Origin of the sequence: Nodosilinea sp. P-1105 (assembly GCF_012911975.1) — a bacterium.
Classification (GTDB): Bacteria; Cyanobacteriota; Cyanobacteriia; order Phormidesmidales; family Phormidesmidaceae; genus Nodosilinea.
The window spans coordinates 1-16,246 of sequence record NZ_SMDQ01000074.1; the positions used below are offsets into that span (position 1 = coordinate 1).

A 16,246-nucleotide genomic window follows, 5' to 3' on the forward strand; every position below is an offset into this window, starting at 1 on the left:
AGTGGGGAGGTGGGGAGATGGGGAGATGGGGAGATGGGGAGATGGGGAGATGGGGAGATGGGGAGATAGGGAGATAGGGAAGTGGGGAGGTGGGGTGTTTTTGGATTTTGGATTTTGGATTGAAGCCGTAGGGTGGATGAGTCGTAGGCGCGGAGCGGCTTCCCGGAGGGTAGGGGTGTCCGGTTCCCCTCTTGGGAGGCCTGTGCTGTTCGCGTAGCGGCCCCGGAGGGGCAACTTGCTGAAGTAGGCAGGGGTGGGTTTGCGAGAATTTTGGATTTTGCCTTTTTCGTTCTTCAGATACGTCGCCAGATCGCGGGAATCTATTTGAGGGGCAATGGGCTGTGTAAAGAAATGTATAGAATAATCAAAGAAGATAACTTTTCACTCCAAAATTATGACCCTGACGGCTCCTCAGTCAACCATTTCTGACCTGCTGACCCACCAGCGCGACTTTTTCGCCACGGGCAAGCCCCGCGATCTAGGCTTTCGCCTAGACGCCTTGAACCAGCTACGGGCCGCCATCGTCGAATACCAGGCTGACATCATCGCCGCCGTCCGCCAGGATTTGGGTCGTCCTGAATTTGAAGGTTACTTTGAAGTTGGGGTAATCAGCGAACTGGATTATGTGATTAAGCACCTGCACAAGTGGGCTAAGCGTCGTAAGGCCTCTCTACCCCTGAGCCAGTGGCCTAGTTCTGCCTGGGTGCAGCCAGAGCCCCTGGGGGTGGCGCTGATCATCGGTCCTTGGAACTATCCCTTTCAGCTGATCATATCGCCACTCATTGGGGCGATCGCAGCGGGTAACTGTGCCATGCTCAAGCCGTCGGAATTGGCCCCGGCCACCTCTGGGGTGCTGGCTGATTTGGTCAAGAGCACCTTTGACCCGGGTCATGTGGCCCTGGTGGAAGGGGGTGTGGATGTGGCCCAAGCCCTGTTGGCCGAACCCTTTGATCACATCTTTTTTACCGGTGGTGAGCGGGTGGGCAAGATTGTCATGCAGGCGGCGGCTCAACACCTGACCCCGGTCACCCTGGAGTTGGGTGGAAAAAGCCCCTGCATTGTGGACACCGACATCAACCTGGAGGTGGCTGTAAAGCGGATTGTGTGGGGTAAGTTTTTGAACGCCGGACAGACCTGCATTGCCCCGGACTATGTGCTGGTGCACGAAGCGGTGAAACCGGCTTTGGTCAAGGCCCTACAGCAACGCCTCAAGGACTGTTATGGCGATCACCCGGCCCAAAGCCCGGACTACGCCAGAATTGTTAACGATCGCCAGTTTGAGCGCCTGATCAGCCTGTTAGACTACGGCACGGTGCTGGCGGGTGGTACTTATGATCGTGGCGATCGCTACATTGCGCCCACCTTGCTCGATGACGTGGCCTGGTATCACCCTGTCATGCAGGAAGAGATCTTTGGCCCCATTTTGCCAATATTGACCTACCAGGAGTTGTCCGACGCGATCGCCGCCATTAACCAGCGCCCCAAACCTCTGGCCCTGTACCTGTTTTCCCACGATCAGCAGGTGCAGAAGACAGTGCTAGACCAGACTTCTGCTGGTTCCGTCTGCCTCAACGACACCATTTTTCAAGTGTCTGCCTGGGATTTACCCTTTGGCGGTGTTGGTCACAGCGGTATGGGGGCCTACCACGGCAAGTATAGCTTTGACACCTTCTCCAATCTCAAGAGTGTGATGAAACGCCCCTCCTGGCTCGATATCGATTGGCGGTATCCCCCCTACCAGGGCAAAGTGAAGCAATTTAGACAGTTTATCGGGCTGTCTTAGAGTATTCCATATTTTTAGCCTTGACAGACCACTAGATAGGTGTAGTTTGTATGAACAATAGATGAAGCCTCCCAGGTTTAGCTTGGTTGTCTGGCCGCTCTGGCGTATGCTTCAGCAAAAAGATGGAACAAAAGTCTCTGAACCTAATCTGGTGGGGGGTGGCGTTTCCCCTGGCAGCACTGATGACCCTGGGGTTTGTGGTAGCCACAGATCGCACCCTCCCCGCTTGGGATACAGCCTTTCTGCTGCGGCTGCATCGATATGCGACCCCCCAGCTAAACCAGTTCATGGCGATCGCCACTGATATGGGCACCTTTTGGGGCGTTTTGCCGGTCTCGGTCGGGATGATTGGCTTGGGGCTCTGGCAAGGTCAACGGCGGGCTGCGGCCTTTTTGGGCCTGGTGATGGGGGGCAGCGCCTGCTTAAATATGGTAGCGAAGTTGCTTTGGCACCGGGTGCGCCCCAGCCTTTGGGAGGGAATTCCGCTGCACAGCGATTTCAGCTTTCCCAGTGGCCATGCCACCTATTCTATGGCCCTAGTGCTGGCTCTGATTTTGATCTATTGGCACACCCCCCGACGCCCTTGGCTAGTGCTGTTTGGCGGCTTGTTTGTGCTCTTTGTCGGCTTCAGCCGGGTATATTTAGGGGTACATTTCCCGAGCGACATTGTCGGCGGGTGGCTGCTGGCCACAGCCTGGACCGTTGGCATGTACCAGCTGCTGTTTGATTTGCCACCCATAAAACTATGACTATTGGCTGAGAGCGGGTCCACAAACCAACTCTTTCGGGCGATGGGGCAAAGGGCTGAGGCCATTTTGGGATATGTTTTTAGAGGTTGATTTCTGTCTAAGGGGTATGGCTATCACCATGCTCCTCAGGGCTAAAATAGTAGAAAACCTATGGCTGAGATGGTGGCTATTGGCTAAGGCGTTTACTCATGGCAGCTATAGGGTTTTACATTACCAATCAGGGTTGTTAACGGATCCAAAGGATTGACGATGTTTTATCCTCCCCCGCCAGATTTACCACCTCAAGCAGCCGTGGTCGCGCTAGTGAATTGTGATAAGGGCAGCCGTCACTGCTTCCCTAGAGATCGGGTAGGAGGCTTTAGAGCAGAGCGAGTGGAGCCTGACGCCAGGACATTAGTGTTGGGGGCACTGAAACCAGATTTGCCAGATTTGATTTAACCAGATTTGGTTCAACCAGTCGCTGTCGTCAGTCGGGCATTGCCCACCACTCGGCAGAAAGGTTTCCAAAAGTCACCCTAGGTCGCTACAGCGGCTTGATTGGGTATCAACCAGTCGATGGGTAGAGCGGTGGCTGCTTCAGTCAGAGTCGCCGGGTCGTCTGGCTGACTTAAATAGGGAATCGTGCCCAGTACCGGCACCTGAGTCAACTCTGTGATTAGATCGGCTGGGGCCCACTGGTGCATAGTCTCTGAAGACACCGGCTGGGGGCAGTTGAGGATGATACCCCTTAGGTCGAGCTTGGTCTGGCGAGCAAGGGCCACGTTGGCGACCGCCTGGGCGATCGCCCCCAACTTGACCGGTACCACCAGCACCACAGGCAGGTGCCAGGCGGCGGCCAGGTCGGCTACGGTCAGTTCCCGAGTCACTGGTGAGCCTAAGCCTCCTAGCCCTTCGACCAACACCCAGGGATAGCGTTGGATGGCATCGTCTAAGGTGGTCCAGGCTAGGGCCAAATCGATACTGCGCCCCTCTAAGGCCGCAGCTAGGGGTGGGGCCAGGGGGGCTTCAAAATACTGGGGGGTGATGGCTGATAGGTCTCGATTGGGGAAAAATAATCGCTGGTAGCGTTCGCGATCGCCGACTCCCGATTGCCAGGGCTTAAGCAGACCCAGGGGGCGATCGCCGTAGGTCGCCTGCCAATGGGCAATCAAAACACTGGTGACCACTGTTTTACCCACATCAGTATCGGTACCAGCGATCAATAAGGCATTTAAAGAGACCATAGAGCAAGTACGTTTAGCGATGGATGGATAAGGATGGGCAGAGCAGGAGCTAACAGCGCTAGTTGATGGCCACCCGCAGGGTATAGTCGGACGGGCGCGGTGCTTTGACATCCACCAAGTAATCGCCCCCCTGGGGCAGCTGCCCTTGCCAAGACAGCACCCGTGACGCATCGGGAATCAGCTCTCCGCCAGGAAAGCGAACGTCTAGGGTAACAGGGCCTGAGACCGTAGGCAGGTCAAGGGAAAGCATCTGGCCGGAGCGGGCATTCACCACATAGCGGCGGGTGCGATTCTGGCTAACCTGCCCCGATACCTGAACACTGGTTTGGCCCGAGGGAATCTGAATCCGTTGCTCCGTCACATTTGGTTCGGGTTCCGGTTCTGGCTCTGGGGTTGGCTCTGGCTCCGGGGTTGGCTCGGGTTCCGGTTCCGGCTCGGGGGCGGCACTCAGGCTCACCTCCAGTTCGTAGTTGCTCTGCTCCAGTCCCTGCACCGGGCGCAGCTGAATCGTGTATTCCCCCCGACTAGGCAAGGTCCCCTGCCAGCGGGGCACCCGCTCAGCCGCCGATTCCACCGGTTGCCCTTGGGGGGTGAGTACGGTTAACAGCACCCCTTCCCCAACCATCCGGGCTAGTAGCACTTGGCCCTCTTCCGCCGATAGCCGATAGTTGATGGTTTCATTGCTACGCAGGCTGCCCGTTACAGTTCTGTTCTGGCCGGGGGAAAGGCGCAGGGTCTGGTTAAATTCCACCGGTCGATCCGGGGCTGGCTCCACGGGGTCTGGGGTGGGAGTGGGGTCTGGGGTCGGCGATGGGTCGAGGGTAATTTCTGGGGTCGGGGTGGGGGTGGTCTGGGGGGGACGGTTCAGGAGGCTCACCACCGTCCAGCCGCCGAGGCCAGCGACCAAGGCCAGAACGCCACCGATGGCAGCTACCGCCCAGGGATTTTCCCAGACAGAGGAGTCTTCGTTGAGAGCAGGAGGGCCATAGGTGGTGGGTGGAATCGGGGATGGGGCCGCCACCTGGGTCGGCTGATATTGTCGCCCCACCGCCACGGTTCGCACCTGGGAGGGGGGTGGGGCGGGGCGCGTTCCTGTTTGCTTTGCCGTACTGGTGGCCCCTAGGGCCTGGGCCATTTCGCTGACCGATTGATAGCGATCGCCAGGTCGGTAGCTAATGGCTCGATTTAACACCTGAGCCAGGCCAGGGCTAACGCTGGCAAAGGGCTGCCAGTTCCAGGTCAGGTTGACATCGTCGAACAGATCCTGGGGTTCTTTGCCGGTCAACAGCACAATGGTGGTCACCGCCAGGGCATAGAGGTCACTGCTGGGGTAGGCCCGCCCCGACTGAATTTGCTCGCTGGGGGCATAGCCCAGTTTGCCCACCGAGGTGGCATGGGTGGGGGTCTCGGTCATTTGGATGCGGGTGACGACCTCTTTCACCACCCCGAAGTCAATTAAGATCGGCAGGCGATCGCTATGCCGCTGCATGATGTTTTCAGGGCTGATGTCCCGGTGAATAATGCCTTTACTATGAATGTGGGCTAACACCGGCAGCATTTGCTGCAAAAATTGCCGCACCTCTGCCTCAGAAAAGGTCATCCCCTGGGCCAGCCGCTGGTTGAGCAAGTCTCGATAGGTGGTGCCATCAATAAAATCCTGCACCAAAAACAGTCGCTGGTCTTCTTCAAAGATGGCTTGGAACTTGGGGATCTGAGGGTGATTAATGTTGTAGAGAATATTGGCTTCCCGCTGGAACAATTCCAGCGACTTATCGGAAAACTTATCCCCCTGCTGAGGCTCCAATTCCTTGATGGCACAGCGTTCATTAAAACGACCGACATCTTCGGCCAAATAGGTGCGCCCAAAGCCTCCCTGGCCCAGCAATTGCAGCACACGATAGCGATTTTGAAGGGTGGTTCCGGGGGAAATGGTGGATGGCATAGCTCGGTTTAGTCAAACACTGGGTTTCGGCTGCGATTTCGGTGATAAAAGCAGTAGATGGGCTGGATCACAATATAGCTCCATAAGTTTACTGTGCCTTAGCTGACAGTGGGAGGTTCTGGAGACAGTGGCTGGGCTGGGACAATGGCGCCTAAGACTCAAGCAGGGTATCCTTTTTTTCGCGGCATGCAGCCATTATGAAGTCTTTGAGGATGGGCAGACCTAGATGCTGATGGGAAATTACTATAGTAGCTAGGGCAATTCCCTACTTGGGGGTGGAGATCCTCCTCTGCAAAAATAGTCATAGGTCAAGCATCGTCATTAGTCATATACGGTCATATCCGTAAATCTATCGTAACGGTCGGCTGATGCCAGCCGACAGGCTAGGGGAAGAGCACCCGCCAAACAGCATTGCAGGGATATTCACATGGCACTGAAGCGACCAATACTTGTGGGGGGGTTAGGGTTGTCGGCCACCCTATGGCTGCTAGAAACAGTGCATTTCAACATTTTCGACAGTTCTACCCTGCTGAGTGCCATGGCTGTAGGGTCTGGGATTTGGTGGTGGCGAGGCCGCGATCGCCCCGCTGCTCCCCCCCGCCCGATTGCGCCGCCAGTGGTCGATCGCACTAGAGTCATCGAGCAACTCCAGGGGGTAAGCCAACTCATCGCTGCCCTGGCCGCAAAAACAACGAATCATTCGACTGGCTTAAGTTTGGCTGACGGAGTGCTGGAGGACTACCGTCAGCGGTGTCAGCAACTCCACCAAGCCCTTGACCGACAATCCCTAAAGATTGCTGTGGTGGGCGACGCCAGCACAGGTAAAAGTACGTTAATTCGACTCCTGGCCACAACCAGGGAAGCCCAGACCGATGAGAGCTTACCTGATTCAAACTTGCCCAATGTCACCTTTAGGGAAGTCTCTCTCTCGCCGCAGCCCCCACGGGTGCCAGAGCCAGCTTTAGAGCACACCTCAGAGCGCACGGCCTCTACCGCCAGATCAGCTCCCCCTATCCTGGCCGATGACGATACCCTGATCGATGACGATGCCCTGCTGCTGGTCACCGATGGCGATATTACCGCCTCCTGTTTTGAGCTGCTCAAGACCAGGGTGCTAACCGGCCAAGGGGCGATTGTCGTTTTCAATAAAGCTGATCACTACGATGGGGCGGATCAACACACGATTATCAGCCAATTGCGCCAGCGGGTTGATACCCTACCGGTTCCAGTCCCCGTGGTGCAGACCATCGCCGCCCCCCGCCCGATAAAAGTACGTCGCCACCAGGCCAACGGCACCATCCAGGAGTCAATGGAAACGGTAGCCCCCCATCTAGACCCTCTCCACACCGCCCTAGAGGCGACGATCGCCGCTACCTCCACCCTGGTTGCAGCCACCACCCTACGGCAGACAGAATCCCTTCGGCAGCAGGTGCAGACCACCCTCAACCAACGACGGCGACAGCAGGCCATGCCCTTGATTGAGCAACTGCAATGGGTGGCAGCGGCAACGGCCTTTGTTAACCCTGTGCCGACGTTGGATGTGCTGGCCGCTGTGGCAATTAACGGCCAGTTAATTATGGATTTGGGCAAAATCTATGGCTTCAACCTGTCCCTGGATGAAGCCAAGACGGCCGCAGGCAATCTGGCTAGCTTAACGGTGAAGCTGGGCTTAGTGGAACTCTCGACCCAACTGCTAACGGCGGTACTGAAGACCCACTTTGCCACCTATGTCGCCGGTGGCATGGTGCAGGGTATGAGCGCCGCCTACCTGACTCGCATGGCTGGCCTCAGCCTGGTAGATTATTTTGAGCAAGCCGCCCTAGCCGGTACTGAGACAACGGCCCTATCTTGGAGCGCGATCGCCGATCGACTGCAAACGGTGATTCAGCAAAACCGTCAAGTCAGCCTAGTCCGCCGTCTGGTCAGTCAAGGGATTGATATTCTCAAACCCAGCCCAGCCACCACCACCGCCCTAGAACCCACCACCGCTGCCCCCGTCATGGTGACCCCAGATAATCCCGCTGTCCCCCTCGCTGTCGAGGTCCCTACCCCCTCAGAGCAGGAACCCAGGGCGGCCCCTACGTATCTGAAGAACGAAAAAGGAAAATAGAAGAACGTAGGGCGTAGCCCGTGCGTAGCAAAGCGAAGAATTCAAAATTCAAAATTCAAAACTCCCCAACCAATTCCCTCTCAATCCAAGATCCAAGATCCAAAATCCAAAATTCTCGCAAACCCACCCCTGCCTACTTCGGCAAGCTCAGCACAGGCCTCCCAAGAGGGGAACTGGACACCCCATCACTCCACCAAATCACCCTACCCTGCGGGAAGCCGCTCCGCGTCTACCACCCATCCACCCATCCACTCATCCACTCATCCACCCATCCACTCATCCACTCCCCCCCCCCCCCCCCTCCCCACCCCATCCACCCGTGCCCCCCACCCTACTCACCCGCACCCGTCAAACCCTCACCCAAGCCATTGCCCGTTATTCGGCGATTCTACAGGGCACAGTGGCCACCGCCACCGCTCACACGGCCGCCATGAAAACTGGGCTAGGGCAGTTGGAAAGTCTGAACACTAAACTGGAATCTCGCTGTTTGCGAGTGGCGGTGTTTGGCTTGGTCAGTCGGGGCAAGTCGGCGGTGATTAACGCCCTGGTGGGGGAAGCGGTGCTGGAGACCGGTCCCTTGCATGGGGTGACCCGCTGGCCCCGCTCCGTGTATTGGCAACCCCAGGGGGATGATTTGGCCCCACCGGAGCCCTGGCAAGTTGAGCTGATCGATACCCCTGGCTTAGACGAAGTGGGCGGGGATCTGCGAGCCGACATGGCCCAGTCAGTGGCCCAACAGGCCGATCTGATTTTGTTTGTGGTGGCAGGTGATATTACCCGGGCTGAATATCAGGCCCTGGTGACCCTGCATCAGCAGCAAAAGCCCCTATTGCTGGTGTTCAATAAAACCGATCTGTATCCCGATGTCGATCGCCAGCAGGTGTACACCAGGCTCAGTCAACTCTGGCAAACCCTGGGGGGCACCCCTAGCCCGCTGGCCGTCGATGATGTGATTATGGTGGCCGCTAGCCCGGCTCCCCTGCCAGTGCGCACCGAATGGCCCGATGGGCGAGTCAGTCAAGATTGGGAGCCGGTTCCCGCCGCGATCGCTCCCCTCAAAACAGCCCTACTCACCCTCTTGCAGCAGGACGGCCCGGCCCTGGTGGCCCTCAACGCCCTGCGCAGGGCTCGCACCATCGAGGCCGACATGGTGGGCCATGTTATCCAGGTGCATGCCAGCCAAGCCGACAACCTAATCTGGCAGTTTGCCAAATACAAGGCCGCTGCGGTGGCGCTCAACCCGATTGCCGGGCTTGACCTGGTGGGGGGCATGGTCAGTGACCTGGTAATGATTCGCACCCTGGCTCGCCTCTATGGGTTGCCGATGACCAACTACGAAGCTGGTCGACTCTGGAAAGCGGTGCTCAAAAGCTCAGGTATTCTACTGCTCAGCCAGGTGGGCAGCGGCCTGCTCGGGGCCGGCAAAACCACCGCAGCGCTGGTCAGCCTGGTGGATAGCCCCACTGGCTTGGCCGCCCTGGCTGGAGCGATGACAGCCCAAGCCAGTGCCGCTGGATACGGCACCTATGCCGTTGGCAAGGCCGCCAAAACCTATCTAGAGCAGGGCTGTACCTGGGGACCGGAAGGAATCAGTGCCACCCTGGCCCATATTTTGGCCGATACCGATACCTCCGCCACCCTAGCCCGTTTGCGGCTAGAGGTGCAGACCAGTCTGGCGGGAGCTACTTTAGAGCCTTAGAGCCTTAAATGATACCAAGACTACATGGGCTGACAAAAAAGTGTGCCTATACTAAAGGCGACCTTTGTTCCTTAGTCCTGCTCTATGGATCCATTGCCTCGGCGCACTAAAATCGTGGCTACCATTGGCCCTGCCAGCAGCTCTAAAGCCATCCTGAAGCAGATGATTGATGCTGGCATGAACGTGGCCCGCCTGAACTTTTCCCATGGCAGCTACGACGACCATGCCCGGATGATTGCCTTACTACGGGAGGTATCAGAAGAGCACAATACTCCGATTACGCTGCTACAAGACTTGCAGGGACCCAAAATTCGGGTAGGGCAGTTGCCTGGGGGCGAAGTGCAGCTTGAGGAAGGCATGACGATTGATCTAGTCCCCTTAGACGCGGTTGAGGGGATTCCCGGCGGTATCGGCATTGATTACCCTTACCTGGCCGAAGAAGCCCAGCCGGGCATGCAGATTTTGCTGGACGATGGCCTGTTAGAACTACAAGTGGACCAGGTGAATGCCCCCAAAGTCACCTGCCAAGTGGTGCAGGGGGGCTGTTTGAAAAGTCGTAAAGGGGTTAACCTGCCAGACCTAAATTTGCGGCTGCCCTCCTTGACCAACAAAGACAAGCAGGACGTGGCCTTTGGGGTCTCCCAAGGGGTCGATATTATGTCTCTGAGCTTTGTGCGTCAGGCCGAGGATATTCTCACCCTCAAGGCATTGCTCGCCGAACATGGGGCCGATCACATTCCGGTTCTGGCCAAGATCGAAAAGCCCCAGGCCATCCACAACTTAGAGAGCATTTTGGCCACCGTGGATGCGGTGATGGTGGCCCGGGGCGACCTCGGGGTAGAGATGCGGGCTGAAAAGGTCCCCATGTTGCAGAAGCGGATTATCCGTGAGTGCAACCTCCGCAGTATTCCGGTGATCACAGCAACCCAAATGCTGGACAGCATGATCCACAATCCGCGCCCCACTCGGGCTGAAGCCAGCGACGTGGCCAATGCCATTATCGATGGCACCGATGCGGTGATGCTGTCTGGGGAATCAGCGGTCGGGGCATTTCCGATCCAGTCGGTGCGGATGTTGGCGCGCATTGCCAGTGATGTGGAACAAGACCTGCGGTTTATTAACCACCCAGCCGCTAAAAACGATGAAACCCATGCTCTGAGTGAATCCCTCAACATCATTGATGACACGCTGAAACTCAAGGCGATTGTGTGTTTTACAGAAACGGGCTACACCGCCACCATTGCCTCGGGCGAACGACCCCAGGCTCCTGTGGTTGCCTTTACCCCCAATGATCGGGTCTACCATTGGATGAATTTGATTTGGGGCGTCAAGCCGATTTTGCTGGCGGGAAACCCCTCCACCTTTGAGGCCATGACCGAAACTGCCGAGCAGTTTTTGCGGACGACAGGGATGGCTGACCCAGGGGACAGATTGCTAATTATGGGAGGGGTACCGGCCCACAACCATCAGGGCACAAACTTCATTAAAATCCATAGGGTAAGTTAAGGGGAAGCTGGTACGCTGTGGCATCAGTCGGCCAACCATGCCTGACACCTATAACCTGACACCCACAGCAAAGATTGTCATATTTCTGTCAGCCAACACTAAGCACTATTCATCCTTCTGCTTTCTTAGCTTCTGCCTTTCTGTACCGGGCGATCGCCTGTCCAGCCAGCCAACTGGTGGTCCAGGCACTCTGAAAGTTAAAACCGCCCGTGATGCCATCAATGTTGAGGATTTCTCCAGCAAAGTAAAGCCCTGGGCAGCGGCGGCTTTCTAGAGTTTTGAGGTCCACCTCAGGTAGGGGGATGCCGCCACAGGTGACAAATTCCTCTTTGAAGACCCCCTTCCCGGCGATCGCGTATTCCCCCTGGGTTAATTCCGTCACCAGCGCTTGCACTTGCCCCTTAGACAGATCCGCCCAATTCAAGGTTGTGCCCAGGAGGGCGCGCTCCTGGGCCAAGTACTGCCACAGTCGCCGGGGTAACTCTGGAAAGGGAGAGAACGCTGCCACCTGTCGCTTACCTTGGTCCTGCTTCAGGCTTAAAAGCGTCTGTCGCACCTGGGCCTGAGTCAGGTCAGGGAGCCAGTTGATCACTAGATTAGCCCGATAGCGCTGGCGGCGTAGGCCAATCGCCCCATAGGCAGACAGCTTCAGTACCGCTGGCCCACTCAGCCCCCAGTGGGTAATCAGCAGTGGACCGGTTTGCTTCAAGGGTTTTTCCTCGGCCAGGATCAGCTTCAGGGCAACTGAGTTCACCGATACCCCCGCCAGAGCGTGCAGGGCCGGGTCGCGCAGATTGAAGGTAAACAGTGATGGTACCGGAGCCAGAATCTGGTGTCCCAGGGATTGGGCCAGGGCATAGCCAGCCGGGCTACTACCGGTAGTTAAAAGTAAGCGATCGCATCGCCAGCTTGCCCCAGCTTTAGTGGTCAGAGTAAACCCCTGATCAGTGCGACTGACCTGGCGCACTGGCTGCCCCAGATACAGCCGAATCCCCAGTCGTCGGGCCTCTCCCAGCAAACAGTCAACAATGGTGGCAGAATCGTCAGTTGTCGGAAACATCCGGCCATCGGCCTCCGTTTTCAGGGCCACCCCCCGCTGCTGGAACCAGGCCACTGTATCCCGGGGCTGAAATCGACTAAACGGTCCTCGCAATGCCCGACCACCCCGGGGGTAAGCGGCCACCAACAGAGCCGGATCGAAGCAGGCATGGGTAACGTTACAGCGCCCACCCCCGGAGATACGCACCTTGGCTAAGGGCTCGCGTCCAGCCTCTAAAATATCAATTTGAACCTCAGGACAAGCTTCAGCACAGGCGATCGCCCCAAACAGCCCAGCCGCCCCAGCCCCCACCACAATCACCCTGGATTCAGGGTGATCATATCCCACGTGATCATGTCCCACAGTGATGCCTCAGCCCCCTTGATAGCCACGACAGTGATCCTAACCCCTCGACCTGATTAACGCTGGGTCCAGGCTTCATCCGCACAGCAGAGCCACAAAAAAGCTACAGTGAAAGAAAATTGGTGTCTCACGATCTTCTAGAGGCTAAAGATCACCAAGCTGACTGAATATTTGGACCCATTAGATTAGGTAAATTAGCTTATGGCTAGCAAAGAGCAGATTAAACAGCACATTGCCCTGACTAGCAAAATCAAATTCGATATCATTCCCTATCCCAAAGGGAACGATGCTCGCAAAATGCGGATTATGGAGCACATCAAAAAAAGTAAGGGATAAACCGTAGGCCACCGTCTTACAGGTAACCCATCGGATTCACGGGATTACCGTTTTGGCGCACTTCAAAATGCAGGTGGGGGCCGGTAGAAAGGCCAGTAGAGCCAACCGCCGCGATCGCCTCCCCCTGCCTGACCGACTGCCCCTCTTTGACAAACAGACGACTGGCATGGGCATAGAGAGTCGATAGCCCGTCACCGTGGTCCACAATCACGGTCTGCCCATAGCCGCCATACCAACCTGAGAAAATCACCCGGCCTGAATCGGCGGCTCGAATGGTGGTGCCATGGCTAGCGGCAAAATCCACACCACTGTGGAAGCGGCTGTACCCCAGAATTGGATGTATCCGATTGCCAAAGCCGCTGGAAATTCTGGCATTGGTAGGTATTACAAAACGACCTGTCCCGCGCACACCCCCTGTTTGGGCGGCCACCTTCTGCCGGATCATCGTCGCAATTTGCTCAGAGTCGCGGGCGAGCTGGTTTTCAGCAGCTTCAAGCGCCCCTCGTCGATCTTGCAAACGACTAATTAACTGTTTTTCTTCAGCGGCTTCAGCTTCATACTGTTGCTTTTGGGAGAGCAACTGCTGCCGTAACAGTGCCACCTGGTTACGCTGCTCCTCCAAAGCGACCTTTTGCTGTTGGATGGCCTCAGCTTGAACCCTCAAGTCTTCTAGCACCTGGCGGTCAGCGGCGTAAACTCGCTTGAGTTGATATTGGCGATCTAAAAACTGATTAAAGTTCTGGCTTTGCAAAAGTACTGCCCAGCCCTCGCTGCCCTGTTGACGCTGCAAAAATTGCAATCGGGCCACGGTACCGGTGCGCACGTCTTCGTAGTTTTTTTCGGCGGCTTCCAACTCCTGTTGCAATTGCTCCAGAGCTTTCATCGCCTGTTCTAGGCGATATTCCGTGTCAGCAATCTGGTTGGCGGTATAGACAATATTGCGCTCCAGACTTTCCAGGGTAGATTCTGAGTCCGCCTGGCGGTTTTGCAGTTCAGTTTGCTGTTGTTGAAGCTGACGCCGCTGTTCGTCTAGGGTTCTTTGCTGCTGTTGTAAGTCCTCAATCGATTCAGCCACCAGCATCGGCTGAGTTGAACTTGGGGTCTGAGCCAAGGCCTGCATCGCCCCCACTCCGCTCAGCAGCATGACCAAAACCCCCACTAGCAGCCATTGGGCTTGCCTTTTATTGGGCCAAAGGCCATACCTCTGGTCACGTTTCAACCCTAGACGCTGATGTGTGGTCACGCTCTCTATCCTGCTGTTAAGGGTCATCGCTGCTGTTAGGCCATCGTCAACAGGTTACCCGACCAGGCCAAGCACTTAAAGACTCAGGGCAATGGTCCCCAGGCCAAAGGCTAGGATAGCTACCCCAGCCAGCCGATTTAACCAGACCAGGCGAGCTGGGGTCAGCCTTTGTCTAAAAACCGTTACACCCCAACTCAGGCACACCCACCACAGGGCCGATCCTAAAAAGACCCCGGCAACCAAGACCAGGGACGATTCCCAGGGGCGATCGCCCCTGGCCAGACCCAGCCCGGCAAAAATCGCGATGAATGACAGGATAGTGGCGGGGTTGGTTAACGTCAACACCAGGGTAGACCCATAGGCCCCCAGCAGCCCCCGGCGAGTCAAGGGGGCGGCCTCGGTGGCTGGTTGTGCCCGCCAGGTGATCAGGCCCAGGTAAATCAAAAACAGGCCGCCAAGCAGCTGTAACCCCTGAGCTTGATCAACCAGGCGATCGGCTAGGGTCGTCAGCCCCAGACCAGCGATTCCCCCGTAGAGGCCATCGGCCGTGGCGGCCCCCAGGCCTGTGGCTAAACCTATCCACGGCCCCTGCACCAGGGAGCGGCGAATGCACAAGAGCCCGATGGGGCCAACCGGAACTCGCTTTGGTGTGACGGCACCGCACTTTCAGCAAATAGTCGTCGTCGCCCGTAATATGTCATTTTAAGGATGACGCTTTGCTGCAGTTTGGGAGTTAACTATGGTTTCTACAATTCGAGGCTGGTTGCAGCCCATCGCCGACTGGTTTGCCAGCTTTGGCACCCCAGAACCGATCGTGCACTGGGGACACCCGTTAATGATGGGGATTGTGGTGTTTGTCATGGGCAGCTTCACCGCCTGGGCTGGCTGGCGGGGTCGCATTGGCGACGATGTCCAAAAAAAGGCGGAAGTGCGCCACATGCACAAGCGATTGGCCCTATGGATGTTTACCTTTATTACCCTGGGCTATACCGGTGGGGTGCTGTCCCTGGTGATGCAAGGAGAACCCATCTTTGAAAGTCCCCATTTCTGGACCGGGACCCTGGTGATTGGCCTGTTGGGGGTAAACGGTGCCCTTTCCATGAGCAAATTTGGCGGCGGTAAAGCATCATTGCGTACCGCCCATGCCTATCTGGGTACCGTGGCCCTAGGGGTCATGTTTGTCCATGCCTTTTTAGGTCTGCGGCTAGGACTAGCGATTTAGGCGACCAACCAGGCTCGATACCCATCACCCGTCACCCCAATTCAAGGAATTGCCGTTACCTCTAGTAATTGCTTGATCAGGAGTGGTGGGCGACTGTTGCCCGCTGGAATCAGCCGATGAGCCAGCACCGGTAATGCCAGGGTTTTGACATCATCAGGGATGGCATAGTCGCGCCCTTCCAGATAGGCCAGGGTCTGCACTGCCCGGTAAAAGGCTACCGCTCCCCGGGGGCTAACCCCGAGGGTAATGTCGTTGTGGCGGCGGGTAGCTCGCACCAAATCCAGCATGTACTGTTGTAGCGAGGCTTCGATCGCCACCTGGGCACAGTGGCGACGCAGGGAAAGCACTTCATCCAGGGTAATACAGGGCTGAATTGGGGTTTTATCGACGGTGGTGCCTAGCCGTTGCAACATGTCCAACTCTTCCGCTTCGGTGGGGTAGCCGAGGCTGAAGCACAGGGCAAATCGGTCCATTTGGGCCTCGGGCAACGGGAAGGTACCTTGATATTCCACCGGATTTTGGGTGGCAATGACAAAAAATGGATCGGACACCAGGCGAGATACCCCGTCAGTGGTCACCTGGTGCTCCTCCATCACCTCCAGCAGGGCTGACTGGGTACGGGGGGTGGCCCGATTAATTTCGTCCGCCAGCAAAATATTGGTAAACACAGGCCCCGGCATAAACTGAAATTCGCCGCTGCTAGGGTTCCAGATGTTGGTACCGGTGACATCGGAGGGCAGCAGGTCGGGGGTACACTGAATCCGTTGAAAGCCACCATCAATGGATTGGGCCAACGATTTAGCTAACAGGGTTTTCCCCACCCCAGGCACGTCTTCTAGCAGCGCATGCCCCCCCGAGAATAACGCGACCAGCACCAGCCGAATGGCGTCAGTCTTACCCACAATGGTTTTGTTCAGGTTGTTTACTAGCGTTTCTACCCGCTGGCGCATAGCGCTGTCCCTTTGTCTTTTTCAGGTGCTTGTTCAGATATATTCAGTTTTCAGGTCTAGAGTATCGATGCATTATGCCAA

The 16,246-nt window shown here is 56.7% G+C and carries 12 protein-coding genes and 1 pseudogene; 7 read left to right on the top strand and 6 right to left on the bottom strand.

Annotated features, from left to right (window positions below; translation table 11 throughout):
- The first annotated feature begins 394 nt into the window (after nucleotides 1–394).
- Both E1H13_RS22340 and E1H13_RS22345 read left to right on the top strand, forming a co-directional pair.
- On the top strand, nucleotides 395–1,783 hold the full coding sequence (locus E1H13_RS22340; protein ID WP_169616855.1) for an aldehyde dehydrogenase: 1,389 nt from the start codon (nucleotides 395–397) through the stop codon (nucleotides 1,781–1,783).
- A 122-nt stretch (nucleotides 1,784–1,905) separates the two neighbouring features.
- Nucleotides 1,906–2,532 (top strand): phosphatase PAP2 family protein, encoded by a 627-nt coding sequence (locus tag E1H13_RS22345; RefSeq protein WP_169616857.1) that lies wholly within the window; start codon nucleotides 1,906–1,908, stop codon nucleotides 2,530–2,532.
- Between the two features lie 515 nt (nucleotides 2,533–3,047).
- Here the strand turns inward: E1H13_RS22345 and bioD are convergent.
- Both bioD and E1H13_RS22355 read right to left on the bottom strand, forming a co-directional pair.
- A complete protein-coding gene (bioD, locus tag E1H13_RS22350) occupies nucleotides 3,048–3,755 on the bottom strand; it encodes a dethiobiotin synthase (RefSeq protein ID WP_169616859.1) in 708 nt (235 codons plus the stop codon).
- Nucleotides 3,756–3,813: 58 nt separating this feature from the next.
- Complete coding sequence (locus tag E1H13_RS22355; RefSeq protein WP_169616861.1) at nucleotides 3,814–5,697, bottom strand: serine/threonine-protein kinase; 1,884 nt, start codon at nucleotides 5,695–5,697, stop codon at nucleotides 3,814–3,816.
- A gap of 427 nt (nucleotides 5,698–6,124) precedes the next feature.
- On the opposite strand from E1H13_RS22355, the gene E1H13_RS22360 reads away from it, so the two are divergent.
- The 3 genes from E1H13_RS22360 (at nucleotide 6,125) to pyk (ending at nucleotide 11,012) form a co-directional block, all read left to right on the top strand.
- Nucleotides 6,125–7,807 carry a YcjF family protein gene (locus E1H13_RS22360; RefSeq protein ID WP_169616863.1) on the top strand — a complete coding sequence of 561 codons (1,683 nt, stop codon included), beginning with the start codon at nucleotides 6,125–6,127 and terminating at the stop codon, nucleotides 7,805–7,807.
- A gap of 319 nt (nucleotides 7,808–8,126) precedes the next feature.
- Nucleotides 8,127–9,506, top strand: a complete 1,380-nt coding sequence (locus tag E1H13_RS22365) for a GTP-binding protein (RefSeq protein WP_169616865.1) — start codon at nucleotides 8,127–8,129, stop codon at nucleotides 9,504–9,506.
- An 84-nt stretch (nucleotides 9,507–9,590) separates the two neighbouring features.
- Nucleotides 9,591–11,012, top strand: a complete 1,422-nt coding sequence (gene pyk / locus E1H13_RS22370) for a pyruvate kinase (protein WP_169616867.1) — start codon at nucleotides 9,591–9,593, stop codon at nucleotides 11,010–11,012.
- Nucleotides 11,013–11,121: 109 nt separating this feature from the next.
- Here the strand turns inward: pyk and E1H13_RS22375 are convergent, their stop codons facing one another.
- Nucleotides 11,122–12,414 carry an NAD(P)/FAD-dependent oxidoreductase gene (locus E1H13_RS22375; RefSeq protein ID WP_347404206.1) on the bottom strand — a complete coding sequence of 431 codons (1,293 nt, stop codon included), beginning with the start codon at nucleotides 12,412–12,414 and terminating at the stop codon, nucleotides 11,122–11,124.
- 201 nt (nucleotides 12,415–12,615) lie between these two features.
- On the opposite strand from E1H13_RS22375, the gene E1H13_RS27775 reads away from it, so the two are divergent.
- The gene (locus tag E1H13_RS27775; protein WP_256378556.1) at nucleotides 12,616–12,750 is read left to right on the top strand and encodes a hypothetical protein; all 135 of its coding nucleotides are present in this window, start codon (nucleotides 12,616–12,618) and stop codon (nucleotides 12,748–12,750) included.
- A gap of 16 nt (nucleotides 12,751–12,766) precedes the next feature.
- Here E1H13_RS27775 and E1H13_RS22380 read toward each other — a convergent pair whose 3' ends face one another.
- Nucleotides 12,767–13,894 carry a M23 family metallopeptidase gene (locus tag E1H13_RS22380; RefSeq protein WP_206070853.1) on the bottom strand — a complete coding sequence of 376 codons (1,128 nt, stop codon included), beginning with the start codon at nucleotides 13,892–13,894 and terminating at the stop codon, nucleotides 12,767–12,769.
- A gap of 174 nt (nucleotides 13,895–14,068) precedes the next feature.
- A pseudogene (locus tag E1H13_RS22385) lies at nucleotides 14,069–14,620 on the bottom strand (LysE family transporter); the annotation flags it as partial.
- Between the two features lie 112 nt (nucleotides 14,621–14,732).
- Between E1H13_RS22385 and E1H13_RS22390 the strand changes: the two are divergent.
- Entirely contained in the window at nucleotides 14,733–15,215 is a 483-nt protein-coding gene (locus tag E1H13_RS22390; protein WP_169616871.1) for a DUF4079 domain-containing protein, read from the top strand.
- Between the two features lie 41 nt (nucleotides 15,216–15,256).
- On the opposite strand, the gene E1H13_RS22395 is transcribed toward E1H13_RS22390, so the two are convergent.
- Entirely contained in the window at nucleotides 15,257–16,165 is a 909-nt protein-coding gene (locus E1H13_RS22395; RefSeq protein ID WP_169616873.1) for a MoxR family ATPase, read from the bottom strand.
- Nucleotides 16,166–16,246: the final 81 nt, after the last annotated feature.